The 15,769-nt window shown below is 56.4% G+C and carries 18 protein-coding genes; 5 read left to right on the forward strand and 13 right to left on the reverse strand.

Annotation, left to right across the window (positions count from 1 at the left end; genetic code table 11):
* Positions 1-115: 115 nt before the first annotated feature.
* From EBA31_RS10905 to yniD, 3 genes are all read right to left on the reverse strand, one after another.
* Positions 116-325: a hypothetical protein gene (locus EBA31_RS10905; RefSeq protein WP_041414492.1), complete on the reverse strand. Its 210-nt coding sequence runs from the start codon at positions 323-325 to the stop codon at positions 116-118.
* 365 nt (positions 326-690) lie between these two features.
* On the reverse strand, positions 691-828 hold the full coding sequence (locus tag EBA31_RS26785) for a hypothetical protein (protein WP_153263172.1): 138 nt from the start codon (positions 826-828) through the stop codon (positions 691-693).
* Between the two features lie 18 nt (positions 829-846).
* Positions 847-939 (reverse strand): small membrane protein YniD, encoded by a 93-nt coding sequence (gene yniD / locus EBA31_RS27075; protein WP_369982358.1) that lies wholly within the window; start codon positions 937-939, stop codon positions 847-849.
* Positions 940-1,282: 343 nt separating this feature from the next.
* On the opposite strand from yniD, the gene EBA31_RS10910 reads away from it, so the two are divergent.
* Positions 1,283-1,675, forward strand: a complete 393-nt coding sequence (locus EBA31_RS10910; protein ID WP_020826536.1) for an ASCH domain-containing protein — start codon at positions 1,283-1,285, stop codon at positions 1,673-1,675.
* A 1-nt stretch (position 1,676) separates the two neighbouring features.
* Positions 1,677-2,279 carry a hypothetical protein gene (locus EBA31_RS10915; protein ID WP_122079001.1) on the forward strand — a complete coding sequence of 201 codons (603 nt, stop codon included), beginning with the start codon at positions 1,677-1,679 and terminating at the stop codon, positions 2,277-2,279.
* Positions 2,280-2,333: 54 nt separating this feature from the next.
* Here the strand turns inward: EBA31_RS10915 and EBA31_RS10920 are convergent, their stop codons facing one another.
* The 3 genes from EBA31_RS10920 to EBA31_RS10930 form a co-directional block, all read right to left on the reverse strand.
* Positions 2,334-2,573: a DUF1480 family protein gene (locus EBA31_RS10920; protein WP_044550237.1), complete on the reverse strand. Its 240-nt coding sequence runs from the start codon at positions 2,571-2,573 to the stop codon at positions 2,334-2,336.
* A 136-nt stretch (positions 2,574-2,709) separates the two neighbouring features.
* Entirely contained in the window at positions 2,710-3,642 is a 933-nt protein-coding gene (locus EBA31_RS10925) for a spore coat protein U domain-containing protein (RefSeq protein ID WP_020826539.1), read from the reverse strand.
* Between the two features lie 18 nt (positions 3,643-3,660).
* Positions 3,661-6,006 (reverse strand): fimbria/pilus outer membrane usher protein, encoded by a 2,346-nt coding sequence (locus EBA31_RS10930; protein ID WP_122079003.1) that lies wholly within the window; start codon positions 6,004-6,006, stop codon positions 3,661-3,663.
* On the opposite strand from EBA31_RS10930, the gene EBA31_RS26915 reads away from it, so the two are divergent.
* Positions 6,005-6,172, forward strand: a complete 168-nt coding sequence (locus tag EBA31_RS26915) for a hypothetical protein (protein WP_020826541.1) — start codon at positions 6,005-6,007, stop codon at positions 6,170-6,172. The genes EBA31_RS10930 and EBA31_RS26915 overlap by 2 nt on opposite strands.
* On the opposite strand, the gene EBA31_RS10935 is transcribed toward EBA31_RS26915, so the two are convergent.
* The 7 genes from EBA31_RS10935 to yebS all read right to left on the reverse strand — a co-directional run bounded on the left by EBA31_RS10935 (position 6,158) and on the right by yebS (position 14,210).
* Complete coding sequence (locus EBA31_RS10935; protein WP_020826542.1) at positions 6,158-6,922, reverse strand: molecular chaperone; 765 nt, start codon at positions 6,920-6,922, stop codon at positions 6,158-6,160. The genes EBA31_RS26915 and EBA31_RS10935 overlap by 15 nt on opposite strands.
* A gap of 22 nt (positions 6,923-6,944) precedes the next feature.
* Positions 6,945-7,493 carry a spore coat U domain-containing protein gene (locus EBA31_RS10940; RefSeq protein ID WP_122079005.1) on the reverse strand — a complete coding sequence of 183 codons (549 nt, stop codon included), beginning with the start codon at positions 7,491-7,493 and terminating at the stop codon, positions 6,945-6,947.
* A gap of 5 nt (positions 7,494-7,498) precedes the next feature.
* A complete protein-coding gene (locus EBA31_RS10945) occupies positions 7,499-8,002 on the reverse strand; it encodes a spore coat U domain-containing protein (RefSeq protein ID WP_020826544.1) in 504 nt (167 codons plus the stop codon).
* Positions 8,003-8,004: 2 nt separating this feature from the next.
* Positions 8,005-8,544: a spore coat U domain-containing protein gene (locus EBA31_RS10950; protein WP_122079008.1), complete on the reverse strand. Its 540-nt coding sequence runs from the start codon at positions 8,542-8,544 to the stop codon at positions 8,005-8,007.
* A 279-nt stretch (positions 8,545-8,823) separates the two neighbouring features.
* On the reverse strand, positions 8,824-10,260 hold the full coding sequence (gene rsmF, locus EBA31_RS10955) for a 16S rRNA (cytosine(1407)-C(5))-methyltransferase RsmF (protein ID WP_122079011.1): 1,437 nt from the start codon (positions 10,258-10,260) through the stop codon (positions 8,824-8,826).
* Between the two features lie 103 nt (positions 10,261-10,363).
* The gene (locus EBA31_RS10960) at positions 10,364-12,994 is read right to left on the reverse strand and encodes a PqiB family protein (protein WP_020826547.1); all 2,631 of its coding nucleotides are present in this window, start codon (positions 12,992-12,994) and stop codon (positions 10,364-10,366) included.
* Positions 12,963-14,210, reverse strand: coding sequence for a membrane integrity lipid transport subunit YebS (gene yebS, locus EBA31_RS10965; protein ID WP_122080609.1), 1,248 nt, complete (start codon positions 14,208-14,210; stop codon positions 12,963-12,965). The genes EBA31_RS10960 and yebS overlap by 32 nt, the downstream gene beginning before the upstream one ends.
* A gap of 244 nt (positions 14,211-14,454) precedes the next feature.
* Here yebS and EBA31_RS10970 point away from each other — a divergent pair, with 244 nt between their 5' ends.
* Together EBA31_RS10970 and proQ are read left to right on the forward strand one after the other, a co-directional pair.
* On the forward strand, positions 14,455-14,952 hold the full coding sequence (locus EBA31_RS10970) for a GAF domain-containing protein (RefSeq protein ID WP_020826549.1): 498 nt from the start codon (positions 14,455-14,457) through the stop codon (positions 14,950-14,952).
* Positions 14,953-15,047: 95 nt separating this feature from the next.
* Positions 15,048-15,758, forward strand: a complete 711-nt coding sequence (proQ, locus tag EBA31_RS10975; RefSeq protein WP_020826550.1) for an RNA chaperone ProQ — start codon at positions 15,048-15,050, stop codon at positions 15,756-15,758.
* Positions 15,759-15,769: the final 11 nt, after the last annotated feature.

Consider the following 15,769-nt stretch of genomic DNA (forward strand, 5'->3'; position numbering starts at 1 on the left):
AAAACACGACAATTCCTATTAATTTCGTCATGTTAGCCTGACATAGTAGCGCACAGAAGGCCGGGCTTGCATACCTCGGGCTTCTGCCGAATCGCCAACCAATCCGGTTGGCGATTCATTTTCCATCTTTCAGCATGTTGATCGCCGCGCTTATCAGGATCCGGCGTTCAATGTCGTTGCTTTCGGCCAGTTGCTGCGCCAGGTGTTTTGCCAGCGTTTCGACCGATAAAACCTCGCCGCGATGACGCAACTGCATCACGCTGTCGCCGATCAAACGCGCCACTTCATCCCACACGGTTTTTATCTCCTGCTCCGAGAACATCATGGGTTACCTCGGCTGGGTGATTTTTGGTCAATGTAGCAGTTGAGGTCAGGGGGCGCCACCGTACCGATCGCACAATGCCAAAACCGGATGCATAAAAAACAAGCCATCAGTATTTCTTCTGGTTTTTTCGTCCAATACTAACAGTGTCGAATATCTGGAGGGTGAATGATGAGACTGGTCGATAAACTGGCTGAGTACCATCGCCGGAGCCGGCGGGCTGAAGCGCAACATTGGCTGTACCGTTTATGGCTGCCGCAAGGGGAGGCGAGAATTACCTATTTACGCGAGTTGTTGGAGCCTGAGGCTAAGCAACCCGCGAAGCGGGAACACTGAAAGAAGGCGTGTCAGTATCCGGCCGGACTGCGTTACTCGAGAATATCTTCGATCTCTTCAAGCACCTGGTGACCCAGGTCGGTGGTGATCATCAAAATACCGCAGACCAAAATAACCAGCGCCAGCAGCAGTAAGGCGATTTGTACGCCGTTGCCATTTCGTTTTGCCATGGGGCCTGCTCCTTGCCGTTAGCCGAAAACTATTGCCGCCCAGCGCAATAACAGTAGGGCGAGACAGATCAGCAATAATATTAAAAACATCTTCCAGTGCTTGCTGCGCATGCGTTTGGTGGCCAATGTGACCTCCTGTTTTAGTGATCAGCTGAAATACCAGCCGCCGATAGCAAAGATGACAATCATCACCACCGCCAGAACTTTTAACAGGTCGCTGAAGGTGTCATCGGGGTCTTTGTCGTCATTCTTCATTTTACCGCCTGGCCGAGAGCCATTGAGTGAATTGCGTTCACAGTATGCCTGTTGTCCCGGCATAGGCACAGGGGTTTACCTCAAACAGCCGTTAAAAGAGCCCAATAAGGCGGCTGCGGGCTGAATTCGGCAGTGCAGGCAGCGCCGGATACGTTGTACTATTCTGTCTGCACAATGATTTATTTAAAAAGGTATGGCAATGGCGAGCGAAATTCCGAAGAAATATGAAAACACCGAGCGTTGGGCGTTCGGCAAGACCGAGCAGCAGGCCGACGACGTGGCCAAGCTGATCCTGGACGGCACCAAGACGGCAACCTGCTCCAATCTGGACGGCGAAGGCATCCCGCTGGCCGGTGACGTATTTGTGGTGGTGGATGGTAAAGGTCAGCCGGTTTGCGCGGTGGAACTGACGTCGGTAGAGATGAAAACCTACGATCAGGTTGATGAGGCCCATGCTTTTGCCGAAGGGGAAGGTGACCGTTCGCTGGCTTATTGGCGTAAAGAGCTGCAGAGCTTCTTTGAAGAATATGAGCTGTTCTCACCGGACATGACGCTGGTGCTGATGAATTTCAAAGTCACAGAGACTTTCTGATTTGACGTCCCCCGTTCCTTACGTCTGCCAATGGGCGACGCCTGAGCTGGCGGCCGACCTGATTGCCGGGCGCGTGACGCTGGCGGATGACGCTAACTGGGCGCTCAGCGGCGCGCGCGACCGGGCTGAATATATCGAATGGGCGAATCACGTTTGCGGTATGGCCTGCCTGAAAATGGTGTTGAGCCACCGCGACGGCGATGCGCCGCCGCTGTTGGAGCTGGCGCGCCGCAGTTTGCCTTATGGGGCTTACGTGCGTGAGGGGGAGCGCATCAAGGGGCTGATTTATGCGCCCTTTGTCGACTTTGTGCGTGAGCAGTTCGCCCTGGAGGCGGAGGTTCAGGTGGGTATTGAGGCGCAAGCGCTGCCACAGCTGTTGGCGCAGCGACGCTATTTTATGGCCTCGGTGCACCCTGGCATCCGCTGGCCCGAACAGACACCGCCACAGCGGGGCGGCCATCTGGTGTTGATTACCGCCGCTGAGGTACAGAGCGTGACATTCCACAATCCGTCTGGCGATCGGCCGCAATCGCGCCAACAGGTCACCTTACCGTTGGGCAGCTTTGCCCGCTTTTTCGCCGGGCGCGGTATCGCAATAGCATAAAAGAACGCGCGTTGTTCCCAGCGAAACAGCGCGCGTTCTCAGATATTCCATCATTCAATCCAACCGCATTACCCAGGCATCGGTCTGGCGATCGTAATGCTGCTTATACAGCAGCGATTGCTTGCCATCGAGTATTGCCGGGATGCTGGTGTGCTCATCCCAACCGTCTAACTGCATGCACAAATCGGGATCCGACTTGCAAGGGATCGCCAGTGTACTGACCTGCTCGGGCGAGGAGGACAAATGTGCGTCATCAACCTCGAAACTGCCTATTTTCACCACGGTTTTGCCCATTGGAACTCCTTGCTTGCTGTGCTGGTATGAGGTGTGACCAGTTGGGTCATCTTAATCAGCATAGCTAAATGAGCAAAAAATGCCACATAAAAAATACAAACTGGCAACATGAGCATTCAGCGGCTAGCGCAGGGGCTTAATACTCCACGACAAAACTCAGGTTGTCCTGGTAGGTGCCCACCGGCACTTCGGTTTGCGCCTGGTTGATTTGCGCCAGGTAGGGAATGCTTTGTGCCAGCCCTGTGCCAGATCCTGCTTGCTTGTTAGCGCTGTTCCACACCGTGGTGGTGTTGGGCAGGTAAATTTGATACTGCAGATAGTTGCTGGTGCCACTTTTCATTCGGCGCCATCCGGTGACGGGGTTATTACCATCGGTAAAGTAGGTATTGTACCCCTCGGTTTTAGTGCAGGTGAGGGTGATGCTTTGGTTCACCGGATTAAACTGACCCACCAATGCCATGCTGCCGAAATTGACGTTTTGTGCAGTACCCAGCAAACAATCTTTGGTGATCGTCAGGCTGATGTTCACGGTGCTGGGCTTATTGGTGCCGTCCCACCAGATGCAAAGCCCAATCAGACCCAGGCCGCAGATATGGTAATTCCACACCAGGTTGACGGTATCGGTATAGGTACCTGCGCGCACGTTAGCCCCGGCGGTAGTTTTGATATACAGCGGGAAATTGACGTTGGGCGAGATCAGGATCAGCGTCAACAGGTTCAGTGAACTGTAATCGATGGTTTGTCCGACGCTGTAGGGATATTGGTAATTCGCATCGGGGTAAATCAAATAAGGAATCTGATCGCCGGAACCGTCGGTGTTAGCCAGCGCCATATTGTGGGTGGTCGAGTTGATTTTAACCGTCACGGTGTTTTGCGTCAGCAGCGACAGGCCAAGGCCGCTGCAGTTGAGCCCGGCGGTACCTTGAGCGCTGAGCGAACCGTTGTAGACGGCAAAAGAGCTGCTGCCGGGCAGCGTCACGGCACCGTTGGTGGTGGTACAGTCGGCGAGCGCCTGGCGGGCTGTGAGCAAGAGCAGCGCCAGCAATAACGCCTTGGTTCCACGGATCATATTTGTCTCCATAATGAGTTACTGGCAAACGATCGGCCCGATACTTTGGATACCCTGGGTTTTGGTCAGGTTGAATTGCGCCTGGCAAGGGGCACTGCCGTCTGCCGGGATAACGCTCAGCCGGTTTTGCAATTGCACCGGATCCACATAGACCATGCCATCCCAACCGACGTAGCTTTGCTGTTTGCTGCCGATAACGGCCACTTCACTGCCATTAGCCAGTGGTTTGCCCTGGGCGTCGACCAGTTTGACGTCGGCGGCGGAAATGTGCTGGATGGGAAAATCGACCAGAAAACCGCTGTGATCGCGGATTGCCACGGTTTTCTCTACGGTGGGAACCGCCACGTCTGCAGGCAGGTTGAGCGGATCGATTTGGAATTTGGCGTGGTAGTAGGAAGTGACGGTTGGCACCAGCAAATAGCCTTTGGCGTTGGTCACCCCGATTAACTGATTTTCATAGCGGACCGGGATGTCCGGGTAGCCCTCGGTAGAGATCAGGGCGAAGGCGTCATTGATGGTGTTAGTGGCATACAGATCGCCTTTCATTGCCACCAGCGAGCCGCTCACTTCGCCCCAGCGGGTATAATCATTGCTGTTGCCGTACATCCCGCCGCGGGCTTCGAGCAGGCGGGTACGCCAGGTGATATCGGCCTGGCTATAGCTGTCGCTGCTCTGTCCGTCCGCATAGGCCAGGTTCCAGCCCAAACCACCGTCGGTCGGCGCGGCACGGCTGTAGCTGACGCGTTGGTTCCAGCGATTGTTGTTGTCACGAGAGGCGCTGACGCTGGCGGTACCCCAACTGTCGAAGGGAATGGACAGTTGCAATTGGGCGCTATAGCCGCTGCTGCCGATTTCACGGTTCACTGACGCATACAGACTGGTATTGCGCCACAGCGAGATGCTGTAGGAGAAGTTGGCCAGACGAGTGCGTTGGCCAATGGCGTCACGGACATCGAAATAGCCGGCGCCAATGCTACCGAATCGGTTCAGACCGATACTGCCGGTCAGTTGATCGGTACGGCGGCTCAGACGATAGTCACTTTTATACACCGAAATATCACCGAAGCCGGCGCTGCGCAGGATGCGCTGAGCATTCAGACTGTAATAGCGGTTGCTGTAGGTGTAGCCGATGCTGCTTTGATCGCCATGATTGGAGCTGTATTGATAGACCGGTTGCGGATCGGGCTGCGGGATAGGTTGACCGGTCAGGGCATCGTAGTAGTTGGGTTGTTGCGAAGGTTGATAATCGTTAAAGGCATTATCGCTGGCCTGGCTGTAGCTGTACGAGGCATTGAAAACGCCCCATTGACCAAGGCGAATATTCGCACCTGCGCCACCCACCGCCAATTCCGCTGCGCCTTCGGCGCGGCCTTCCAGAGTCAACCAGTCAGTGACGCCGTAACGTCCGCTGCCACTGGTCACCCACTGGCCATAATCGGCAGAGCTCATGCCATAATTGCGTCGCAGGGCACCGGCGGACAGGCTGAAATCGCTCATGCCGGTCTGCAACAGGTTACTGGCGACATAAAACGGCACCACGGTACTGACTTGTCGGCCCAGTGCATCGGTGGTGACCACGGTGGCTTGGCCCGCGCCGTTAATGTAGGGCACGGTATCCAGGGTGAAAGGACCGGGGTTAACGCTGGTGCTGCTGTTTTTATAGCTGTTGATATACAGATCGACGCTGCTGGGCAGTGCCGCCTGGCCCGAGAACTGCGGTAGCGGATAGGTGATCAGGTCTGGCCGGGAAGCAAAATTACGCGCCAGCTGGACGCCGCCGATACGCACCGAACTGCTCCAGGTCAGGGCGCCGGTGGTGAGATCGCCGGCGGTATAGCTAAGCAGGCGGTCATCATCATTGTAGCGCCACTGACTGTCGTAGCGGATATAACGGTTGTCCTGCTCACTGTTGGCGGAGGTGTTAAAGCTGCCGCGGAAAATACCGGTGTTCGACACCACGCCAAAGCCATCGAACAGCCGTTGTTCTGTCCAGGCAGAAAGAGAGCCCGGCTGGCCGTTGGCGCTGCTTTGGCTGGCGTACAAATCGTAATTGAACAGCAGGCCGAGGCTGCTCTGCGCCGGCAGGCGATCCAGTGGGTTCTGAGCGTTGAATTTTTGATTGGGTAGCCAGTCGTTGGGGACGTTGATCATCAACTGTTGGGTTTCACCGCTGTAGGTGACGTCCACTTTCTCTAATTGGTCGACGGCGATTTCTTTCGCCTGTTTATCCGCTACCGGCAGGCCGGCGTCGAGCAACTGCTGTGGTGTGAGGTAATAGTGGCCGCCGCGATAGGTCACTGGCACCACTTTCCCGGTCTGACGACTATTGACCACCGGCTCCAGATACAGGGTGGTATCCGGCATGCTGATGGCGCTGGGCGGCGGCGGCAAATCGTCGGCGCAAGCGTACGGTAGCCACGGCGTGGCCACTGCGCACAGTACGGCGAATGCTAACGGCTTCAGCCCGAACCCGTTACGCCTGGGGGACGGTATCCTGGTTAACGGCACATCAAGCTCAATAAGCGGTTAAGGTTATCGGCTGTTTGTTATCGTTGACCGTGGCTTGCAACTGACCGCTGCTGAAACTGCCCGATGCCGGCAGGGCAAAGCGCATCTGCGAACCGGGCAACACATACCCCATCAGACCGGCATTAAGCGTTTTTCCCTGCATCGTCACTTTGGAGATACGTGCATGTACGATGCCCTGGTTGCGCACCTCCAGCCAACGTTGGCTACTCTGTTGCAACAGACGGTAGCTGAGCTGCGGCTGGTTGGCGGTGGCGTAATCGCGCGGTTTTTCTGAGTCTTGCTTGGTCCAGACCCCTTTACCGCTGACAAACAACGGGACTGAATAGCGCATCTGGAATTTCAGCCCCATCTGCGCCCCTTCTGGCGCGGATTGACTGCCTGAATCTTTTACCGGGACTTCATCAATCAGAATACGGTAGGCGCGCTCCTGCCCGGCGGGCGGCGGGGTTTGTTTAACCAGCCGGATCAGTTGGCGTTTTCCTGGTGCAATTGAGGCAACCGGCGGGCTGGCGATGACTTCGCTTTGGTTGCTGTAGTCGTCTTTACCGGCGGTCTGTTTCCAGCCGAGCACCCGCACTTGCATATAGACCGGCTTGCTGTCCCGATTTTCCAACCATAGCGCCGTCGCGGGTTGTTGATCTTCAATCACTGGATCTATGGGCCAAATCAGGATTGACGCGGCGGCGAGAGCCTGTTGTTGGCCGACAATCAGCAGCGCTGCCGTCAGTGGCAGTCGGAAGGGTATGCGCATGGCTAAATCCTTATTCAAAATACTAATAAGTGACCGTCAGTAAGACCGTATCGCTGTATGTGCCACTGGTGGGCAGGGTACTGGTCGAGAACAAACGGGCATAAACTTTTATTTCCTGGGTGCTACCGGTCGCGGCGACGACCTCTGTGGTGCCGCCGTTACTGCCATCGCCCCAAATGGTGGAATAATTACTGTCCTGGTAAAGCTGATAAATCAGGGTCTCGGGGGTCAGGGTATTTTTCAATTTGCGTCCGGCGGAGATAGAACCGGTGATATTGTTGCCGATGCCAAGCGCCAACGTGACGCTCAGACCTGGGTTGCAGCGAAACAGCACGGAACCGGCCCCCGAACTGGAAACTATGCTGATATTGCTGGCTAACGAGGAGATCTGTCCAAAGTTGAGGTTGCCGAAGGTGGTGACATCGCTGCTGCCGCTGCCCAAAATACAGCCTTTCACTACCGTCGCGTTGACGGTAAGCGCCTGGGTTTTTTGCTGATCGTTGACGCCCGTGTCGCCCAGTACCGGCGGCGTTATCATCCAGAGCAGTAAACCACCGCTTAAAATACGCATTACCCTTACCAATTGATGGTGACCTGCACGGTGTCGGTGTAGCTGCCGATCGGAGGAGTGGATTGCACCGGGATCATGCCATACACCGGTAACCAGTTATCCTGACCGTTGGCGGTTTGCGATACTCCGGTCAAATTATCCCAAATGGTGCTGTGGGCGCTGGTGGTATACAGGTTGTAGTTCACCTGTTGGCCAGCGGCACTTTTCAGGTAACGCGCCGCGGTGTTACCGCTTTGTCCGCCGCCCAGCAGGACGTTGTAACTGGTGCCGTTGTTGCATTTGACACGAATGGCGCCCGCGTTTTGTTGCCCGGCAATACTGACGTTGGTAGTGAGGAAATAGACCGTACCAAAGTCCAGCGAACCAAAGCTGACATTGCCGCCCGAGTTGCTGCCTGCTTCACAGGCCTTCAACAAGGTAGCACTGACGCCGATGGTGGCGGTTTTGCTATCCGCGTTCACCGCCAGGCTCAGCGTCAGCAACCCAAAAACAAAAAGGGCTTGCCGCACTGTTACCAGGTTACCGTCATCGTCACGGTATCGTTGTAGGTATCAGGATCTGGCGTAGTGGCCGCCGCCGGGACACGACCATAGACAATTAATGGAACCGCTGAGCCGGTACCGGTGCCGGTCAGGGCATTGGCGCCGCTGGACCAGGCGGTAGCGCGGGCCGAATCCTGATAGAGGTTGTACTTGATCAATGCGCCGGCCGTACTGGCCATTTGGCGTTGGTTACCGGCACCCACGTGCAGACCGTTATTCAACGCCACGGTATAGGCGGTGCCTGTGGTACAGGTCAGCGACAGGGTACCTGCACCGCCGGAACCGGTTGCGCTGGCGTCAATAATGTTGGACAGGGAAGAGTAAGTCCCGAAGCTAATGGCGCCAAAGTCGTTGGCGCTACCCGCGCTGTTTCCACCGCCGACCACGCAACCCGCGCCGATGGTTAAGGTTACGCCCAGGTTGCCCTGAATAGTGCCTGCTGCGTTAGCTGCGCCGTTTGCGCACAGCAGGGTGGCTACCGAGGTCAATGCCATCAGAGTTTTTTTCATATTAGTTTCCTTGCTGTGTAAGGGAGAATCCCACAAAAGCGCCGCCCGGAACCGGGTTAAACGCATTAATTTATTTACAGTTTAATTAATAGAATAAGAATGCTGAATTGTCTTGGTCAGGAGCCAAAAATTATCTTTATTTTTGAAAGGCGTCGGTATATTTGGCAAGTCGGGAGGATAATGCCGAAAAGGGTAAATGATTAGAATAATAATATTCCCCTATCGGAATATTATTAGCGCCATTAACTGGCCGGCATTTTCCGGCCAGTTTCAGCGCATCTACTGATGAAAATCCAACGCACCGTCGCGAACCAGTTCGCGGGGCAGATTGTTTTTTATCCGGCTGCCGATGCGTTTGGCGATCCCCAGCGGCTGTTGCTGATAGGTCACGATGCATTCATCGGTCAGCGGCGGTGAGTCCGGGTACAGGTCGCGGCCGTGATACCACTCCTGCGCCAGTGTGGCATCCAGCTCAAAGCGCTGCTTACCGTCAGCCGCCGCCAGCGCGATCACCGCTTCGTGCTGCCAGCGATAGCCCTTGGTGAAGCGTTCGGCCAGTTTCAGCCCAATGCGGGAAAAACGTACTTTGTTGACGAACGTTTCCAGCTCGGCGGGGAACAGCCAAATCTCTTTATCGCGCGCCCACAGGCGGCTGGTTTCATCCCACACCAACCCGGAAGCAGCGGCGGCCTGGGCGATTTCAGCAGAGTCCTTGGCGGAAAGCGGCGCGAACGGGAATTTGCCCAGCTTATAGCTTGGTTTCGCCAACGCGGGCACGGAGTGATGTTTGCGCAGGCGGGCCACGAAGAAGCCTTCGCTGTCGTAGATCTGCGGGAACACGTGCAGGAAGCCTTCGGCGGTCAGGGCCTGTTTGGCGCCTGGGAACAGTTCGCCCAATGGCTCGACGCTGACCGCGTCGCCATAGGTCGCCAGCAACCCGTTGACGATCTGCTGATTTTCCTGCGCGTTGAGCGTGCAGGTGGAGTAGACCATGACGCCACCCGGTGCCAGGGCATGGAAGGCGCTGTCGATCAGCTCGCGCTGAGTCTCGGCGATGGAGGCAACGCTCTCCGGCGACCAGTTGCTCATGGCGTCCGGATCTTTGCGTACTACGCCTTCACCGGAGCAGGGTGCATCCAGCAGAATGGCGTCGAAGCTTTCCGGTAGTGCGGCGCCGAATACCCGCCCGTCAAAGTGGGTGAGCGCCGTGTTTTTAACCCCGCAGCGGCTGATGTTGGCATGCAGCACCTTGACCCGGCTGGCGGAATATTCGTTCGCCACAATGCCACCCTGGTTGTTCATCAAGGCCGCAATCTGAGTGGTTTTGGAACCCGGCGCGGCGGCGACGTCCAGCACCCGACGTGGCGTTTCCCCTGCGGCGAACAGTGCGCTGACCGGCAGCATCGAGCTGGCTTCCTGAATGTAGAACAGGCCGCTCAAGTGTTCCGCCGCGCTACCCAGCCGCAGTTCCTCGTCTTTGCGCTCGATCCAAAAGCCTTCCGCGCACCAGGGGATCGGCTCCAACTGCCAGTCGTAATCCTGCACCAGCGTCAAAAAGTGGGTAACGCTGATTTTCAGCGTATTCACTCGCAGGCTGCGGCGCAGCGGGCGTTGGCAGGCGGCAATAAAATCGTCCATCGACAGGTCGGCGGGCATGATGGCACGCGTCGCGTCAAGAAAGGCGGGCGGCAAATAAACGGAGGCAGGTTTGGCCACGGGGTGAGCTCTCTGGCAGCTGTCAAAATAAGGGCGGAAGTTTACCACAAAGCTGGAAACAGTAGGGGCCCAGCATTGCTGAGCCCCTGAGAAGGTGACTTATTTACTCTTTAGGGATGGCGGTGCCCCAGTCTCTCCAGTCCTTAGGTTCCTCCGCATTCAGCATAAAGTGCTTGTGCGGCGTGGCCTTAGGCGCCAGCGGAATACTTGGCGGGGTGGCGAAAGCAATGCCGCCGCGAATGAACTGCTGGAAGGTGCCGCTCTTGATCACGCCGCCGGTCAGGCCAAACTGCAGGTTATAGCCGGAGGCTTGCCAGAACACGCTGTTGTTGCGAACCAGATATTGGTATTTCTTGCTGATGCGCAGCGCCACGTGGATGCGATCGGACATGGCCCCCAGATAGAAACCGGTGACGGTGCCCACTTCCACGCCGCGGAACAGCACCGGGGTCCCAATCTGCAGCGAGCCGGTTTCGGCCGCGTCAAGGATCACGCTCAGACCGTCCAGATAGCGCGAGTCGGTGATGCTGGCTTCCTGCAGCTCAAAGCTGCGCAGCTCGCGCCCGCGACCCGGTTCCACGTTGATATAAGGTTGCAGCAGGGTATCGAGGTTGCTGACTCCGGCGGCGGAAATCTCCGGCGAGACAATCGAGAATCGGCTGCCCAGGCGTGCGAAGGTCTGGACGTATTCCGGATACAGCACCGCCTTGGCCAACACTTCATTTCGCTCTGGCGCCAGCTTCAACGAATCCACCTGGCCGATATCGATGCCGAGATAGCGCAGCGGCATACCCGGCGACAGTTTGCTGGCGTCGTAGGTTTTCAGGATGATCTGGCTACCCACCGCGCGGGCGGCGGTTTCCGTGGCGTACAGTACGCGTTTGGCGCCTTTGTCCAGCGTCACGCCCTGCAGGTTGTCGAAACTTATGGCGCCTTTCAACGCGCGGTTAAGCGGGGATGCCTGTACCGTCAGACCGTTGCCGTTCAACTGCACCTTGGCACCACCTTCGGCCCAGAAAATGCTTTCACTGGTCAACAGCTTGCGGTATTCCGGGCTGATATAAACATCGACTTCAAACTCGTTGGCTTTGGGCCGCACGTTAACAATTTCGCCCACCTGGAATTTGCGGTACAGCACCACCGAACCGGCCTGAACGTCAGGCAGGCTGACGGCGTTCAGCGTCAGGGTCGGCGTTGGGCTGTTACCGACGATGCCGGCTTCGGCCTTTTCGCTGTTGCCGTACAGAGGATACTGGCCGACTGGATCGCCTTTGCTGCCGGGGATGATGCGCACGCCGCCGTCCAGCCATTCCTGCGCGCTGGCACCCAGCACTTCCATGCCATCGAGCCCCAGCTTGACGTCGACGCGGCTGTTGACCACGAACTTGCTGTCTTTATGCAGCAGGCGGCGATATTGGGCTTCCACGGCGGCGGTGAATACCACGCCGCTGTCGGTTAGCGCGCGGCTCATTATTTGGCCGACCTTGACGCCATGAACCACCAGCGGCTGGCCGACGTCGATGCCGTAACTTTGCGGCGCGTTAAGCGTTACGGTCAGCACGCCCGGCTGTTGCAGTAGGGTTTCGCTGCTGTCCAGCACGTTGAAGTGCTGCTGCGGCTCGCCTTCGCCCGGCACCAGCTCCAGCGTATTGCCGGTCAGCAGCTGGCTGAGTTTAGCGTCGTTAAGGCTCAAGCGCGGGCTGCGCATGACGATCCGCGTACCGCTGCGCATTAAATCCACCACCGACGGATCGATGGTCAGTTCGCCGGTGACCTTACTGTCTTGTTCCAGCGTCAGTTTGGTCAAAGTACCTACCTGCAGCCCCTGATAAATCAGCGGCGTGTGATTTTCACTCAGACTGTTACCGCTGGGCAAATCAAGCGTAATGTTAACGCCACGCTGGCTGTGCGCCAGATCCGGGTAGAGGGTGTAACTTTGATCGGCCTTGGCCTGTTGACCGTCGAGCGGTGAATCAAAAGCGATGGCACCGTTAACCAGCGCGGCCAGGCTTTCCATCTGCACCGAGGCGCCCGACAGGCTGAAATCGCCCTTAAAGCCGGAAACGTTCCAAAAACGGCTGTTGCCCTTCACCAGATTGGCAAAGCGGCGATCGATCAGCACATCGATAGTGACGCCTTTATTCCCTTCGGAGATGGTGTAGTCATACACCTTGCCGACCGGAATTTTGCGATAATAGACCAGCGAGCCGGTATTGAGCGACCCCAGATCGTCGGCATGCAGGTGAATCATCAGCTCGCCGGTGTTCAGCCGGTATTTGGGCTGAGTATCGAGGGCGGTGAAGTGGGTTTGCGGCTGCCCGCTGCCCGGCATCATGCCAATGTAGTTGCCGCCAACCAGCGCATCCAGGCCTGACACACCCGCCAATGAGGCTTTTGGCGTAACCAGCCAAAATTGGGTGCCGTCGCGCAACGAGTCTTCCAGATCGCTCTTGATGCTGGCTTCGACCACGATGCTGCGCAGATCCTTGCTTAGGCTGATGCTCTGCACGGTGCCGACTTCTACACCTTGATAGCGCACCGGGGTACGGCCAGCGACGATGCCTGCCGCAGACTGAAAATCAATGGTCACCGTGGTGCCGCGTTCCTGGAAATTGCTATAGACCAGCCACCCCGCAATCAGTAGGGCAATAAACGGCAGTAACCAGAATGGCGAAATGCGGCGCTTGTTTTTGACCCGCGCTTCAGTCGGTGTATTCGGCGTTTCCTGTTGCATGTGCATCCCAAATCAATCGGCTATCCAGCCACTCTACGGCAAGAATAGTTAAAATAACCGCAGACCCAAAGTAAAAGGCTGCCGGTCCCATAGTAAAAGATAACAACTGGTCGCGGTTCACCAGCGACATCATCAGTGCAATAACGAATAAATCGAGCATTGACCAGCGGCCGATCCAGGTCACCAGCCGCAGCAAGCGAATGCGCGTTTTCAGGCTGTGCGAGGTTTTGAAATGAATACTGAACAATATCGTGATCAGCACAATGACCTTGGTAAAGGGCACCAGCACGCTGGCGATGAAGACGATGGCGGCGATCGGCACATTGCCGGAGCTTGCCAGTGACACCACCCCGGAGAATATAGTGTCTTCCATCCGGGCGCCATTGGCGTAAATGATCGATATCGGCAACAGGTTGGCCGGGATCAGTAAAATCATTGCCGCAATCAGCGCCGCCCAGGTTTTTTGCAGGCTGTAGGGCTGACGGTGACACATGGGCACATGGCAGCGCGGGCAGCGTCCGCGCTCATCGGGATAACCGGTGAAATGGCACGACAGACAAATATGCAGTGCCGTCGGCGGGCCCTCTGGTTGCTCTTGCGGGTAGTAGCGTTCCCACAGCTGTTCCAGATTGACGTGGATCAGCGTCAGGATGCTGAGCAGGGTGAGTGACAGGTAGGCGATCAGGGCGCTGCCGGCCTGGATATCGGCATACTCTTTGACCTTGATGGTTGCCACGGCCATACCAACCAAATAAATATCGAGCATCACCCACTCTTTTAACCGTTCCAGCATCAGCAGCACCGGGCGCAGGTTCATGCCCAGCGCATGGCCGAAACGCAGGTACAGAAGTGACAGCGCCAACGTCAGTGGAGCACCTATGGTGCAGAACGCCACCATGCTGGCGGTGATAGGATCACCCTGGCGGCTCATCTGCCAGATGCCTTCCAGCATGCTGGCGTCGATACGTACGCCCAGCAAGCGGATGCTGATCAGCGGTTCGCTGAAGGCGAAGGGCATCAGCAGCAACATGGTGACAGCCATGGCGGTCAGTCGAGTCATCGACCAGTCGCGTCCGCTGACCACCTTCGCATCACAACGCGGGCAGTAGGCTGCCTGTTTGCCGCTGAGCGGCGGCAACACAAACAGCAGGTCGCATTCGTAACAGCGCTGGTGGCGTGCTTTGGAAAGTGGGCCGGTGATAGCGTGTATTTTCATCATGAGAAAAGCTGCCCTATAGCTCGCCGCAACAGTTAGCGTAGCTGAAAAATAAATCTGTCCGTGCTCATCGGTTCAAGCGCCGGGCGGCAAAACAGGGTTTCAGACCGGCAAACATACCTTGCCCGGTAGGGTTTTGTGAAGCAACAGATGATTAACCTTGTGGCTATAGGCATTTAATGCTTATTTTATAGGGCTTAAGACTTGGGCTTCTGGCCATCTTCACGGTATTAATGGTTAACACATGACAAAAGAACAATTCTACGCGGAATTAAAACGTGATTTGTGCGCGCTGCTTGACGGGGAAACCAACTTTATCGCCGCGTTGTCCAACGCCAGTGCGTTGATCAACGAGCGCCTTGATGACGTCAATTGGGCAGGTTTTTATCTGATGGACGGTGCGCAATTGGTGCTCGGTCCGTTCCAGGGGAAAATCGCCTGCGTCCGTATTCCGGTAGGCAAGGGCGTGTGCGGGACTGCCGTAGCGGAAAACCGCGTGCAACGTGTTGGTGATGTCCATGCGTTCCCAGGCCATATCGCCTGTGATGCAGCCAGTAATGCAGAAATTGTGCTGCCGCTGAATGTTAGCGGTCAGATTATCGGCGTTCTTGATATCGACAGCACAGTTTATCAACGTTTCGACGAACAGGACGAAAGGGGCCTGGAAGCAGTGGTGGCGGGGCTTTGTGCGCAGCTGGAACAGTGTGATAGTGCGAAATATGTCACTGTGGCAGCAAGTTGATCTACGGTTAACGTGGCATTTACCGATGGCGTCATTATAATGACGCCTGTTCATGCCTGCGCTGGTTGGCAAACCCGTTGTAATCAGGAAATTTCATGGAAAATCAACCTAAGTTGAACTCTAGTAAAGAAGTCATTGCTTTTCTTGCCGAGCGTTTTCCGCTCTGCTTTAGCGCCGAGGGCGAAGCTCGCCCGTTGAAAATCGGTATTTTTCAGGATCTGGTCGAGCGTGTTCAAGGGGAAGAGAACCTCAGCAAAACGCAATTGCGTTCTGCCCTGCGCCTGTACACCTCTAGCTGGCGTTACCTGTACGGCGTCAAAGTTGGCGCGCAGCGCGTCGATTTAGACGGCAACCCGTGCGGTGAACTCGAACAGCAGCATGTCGATCATGCCCGCCAACAGCTTGAAGAAGCGAAAGCGCGCGTTCAGGCACAGCGTGCCGAACAAAACGCCAAAAAACGTGAAGCTGCCGGCGAATCAGCCGATGCGCAACCGCGTCGTCCACGTCCAGCCGGTAAAAAACCTGCTGCACGTCGCGAAGGCGGAGCCGCACCGGAGAACCGCAAGCCACGCCCACAAACTCGCCCACAGCCCGCTCGTCAACCTCGTGAAGTCAAAGAGGAAAGCCAGCAGCGCCATGTGCCAGTCACGGATATCTCTAAACTGCAAATTGGCCAAGAAATCAAAGTCAGAGCAGGCAAGAGCGCGATGGATGCTACCGTACTCGAAATCGCTAAAGATGGCGTACGTGTGCAGCTCTCTTCCGGTCTGGCGATGATTGTGCGCGCAGAACACTTGCAGTTCTGATACGGAGGCCA

The sequence above is a fragment of the Serratia sp. P2ACOL2 genome, from assembly GCF_003691565.1.
GTDB lineage: Bacteria > Pseudomonadota > Gammaproteobacteria > Enterobacterales > Enterobacteriaceae > Serratia > Serratia liquefaciens.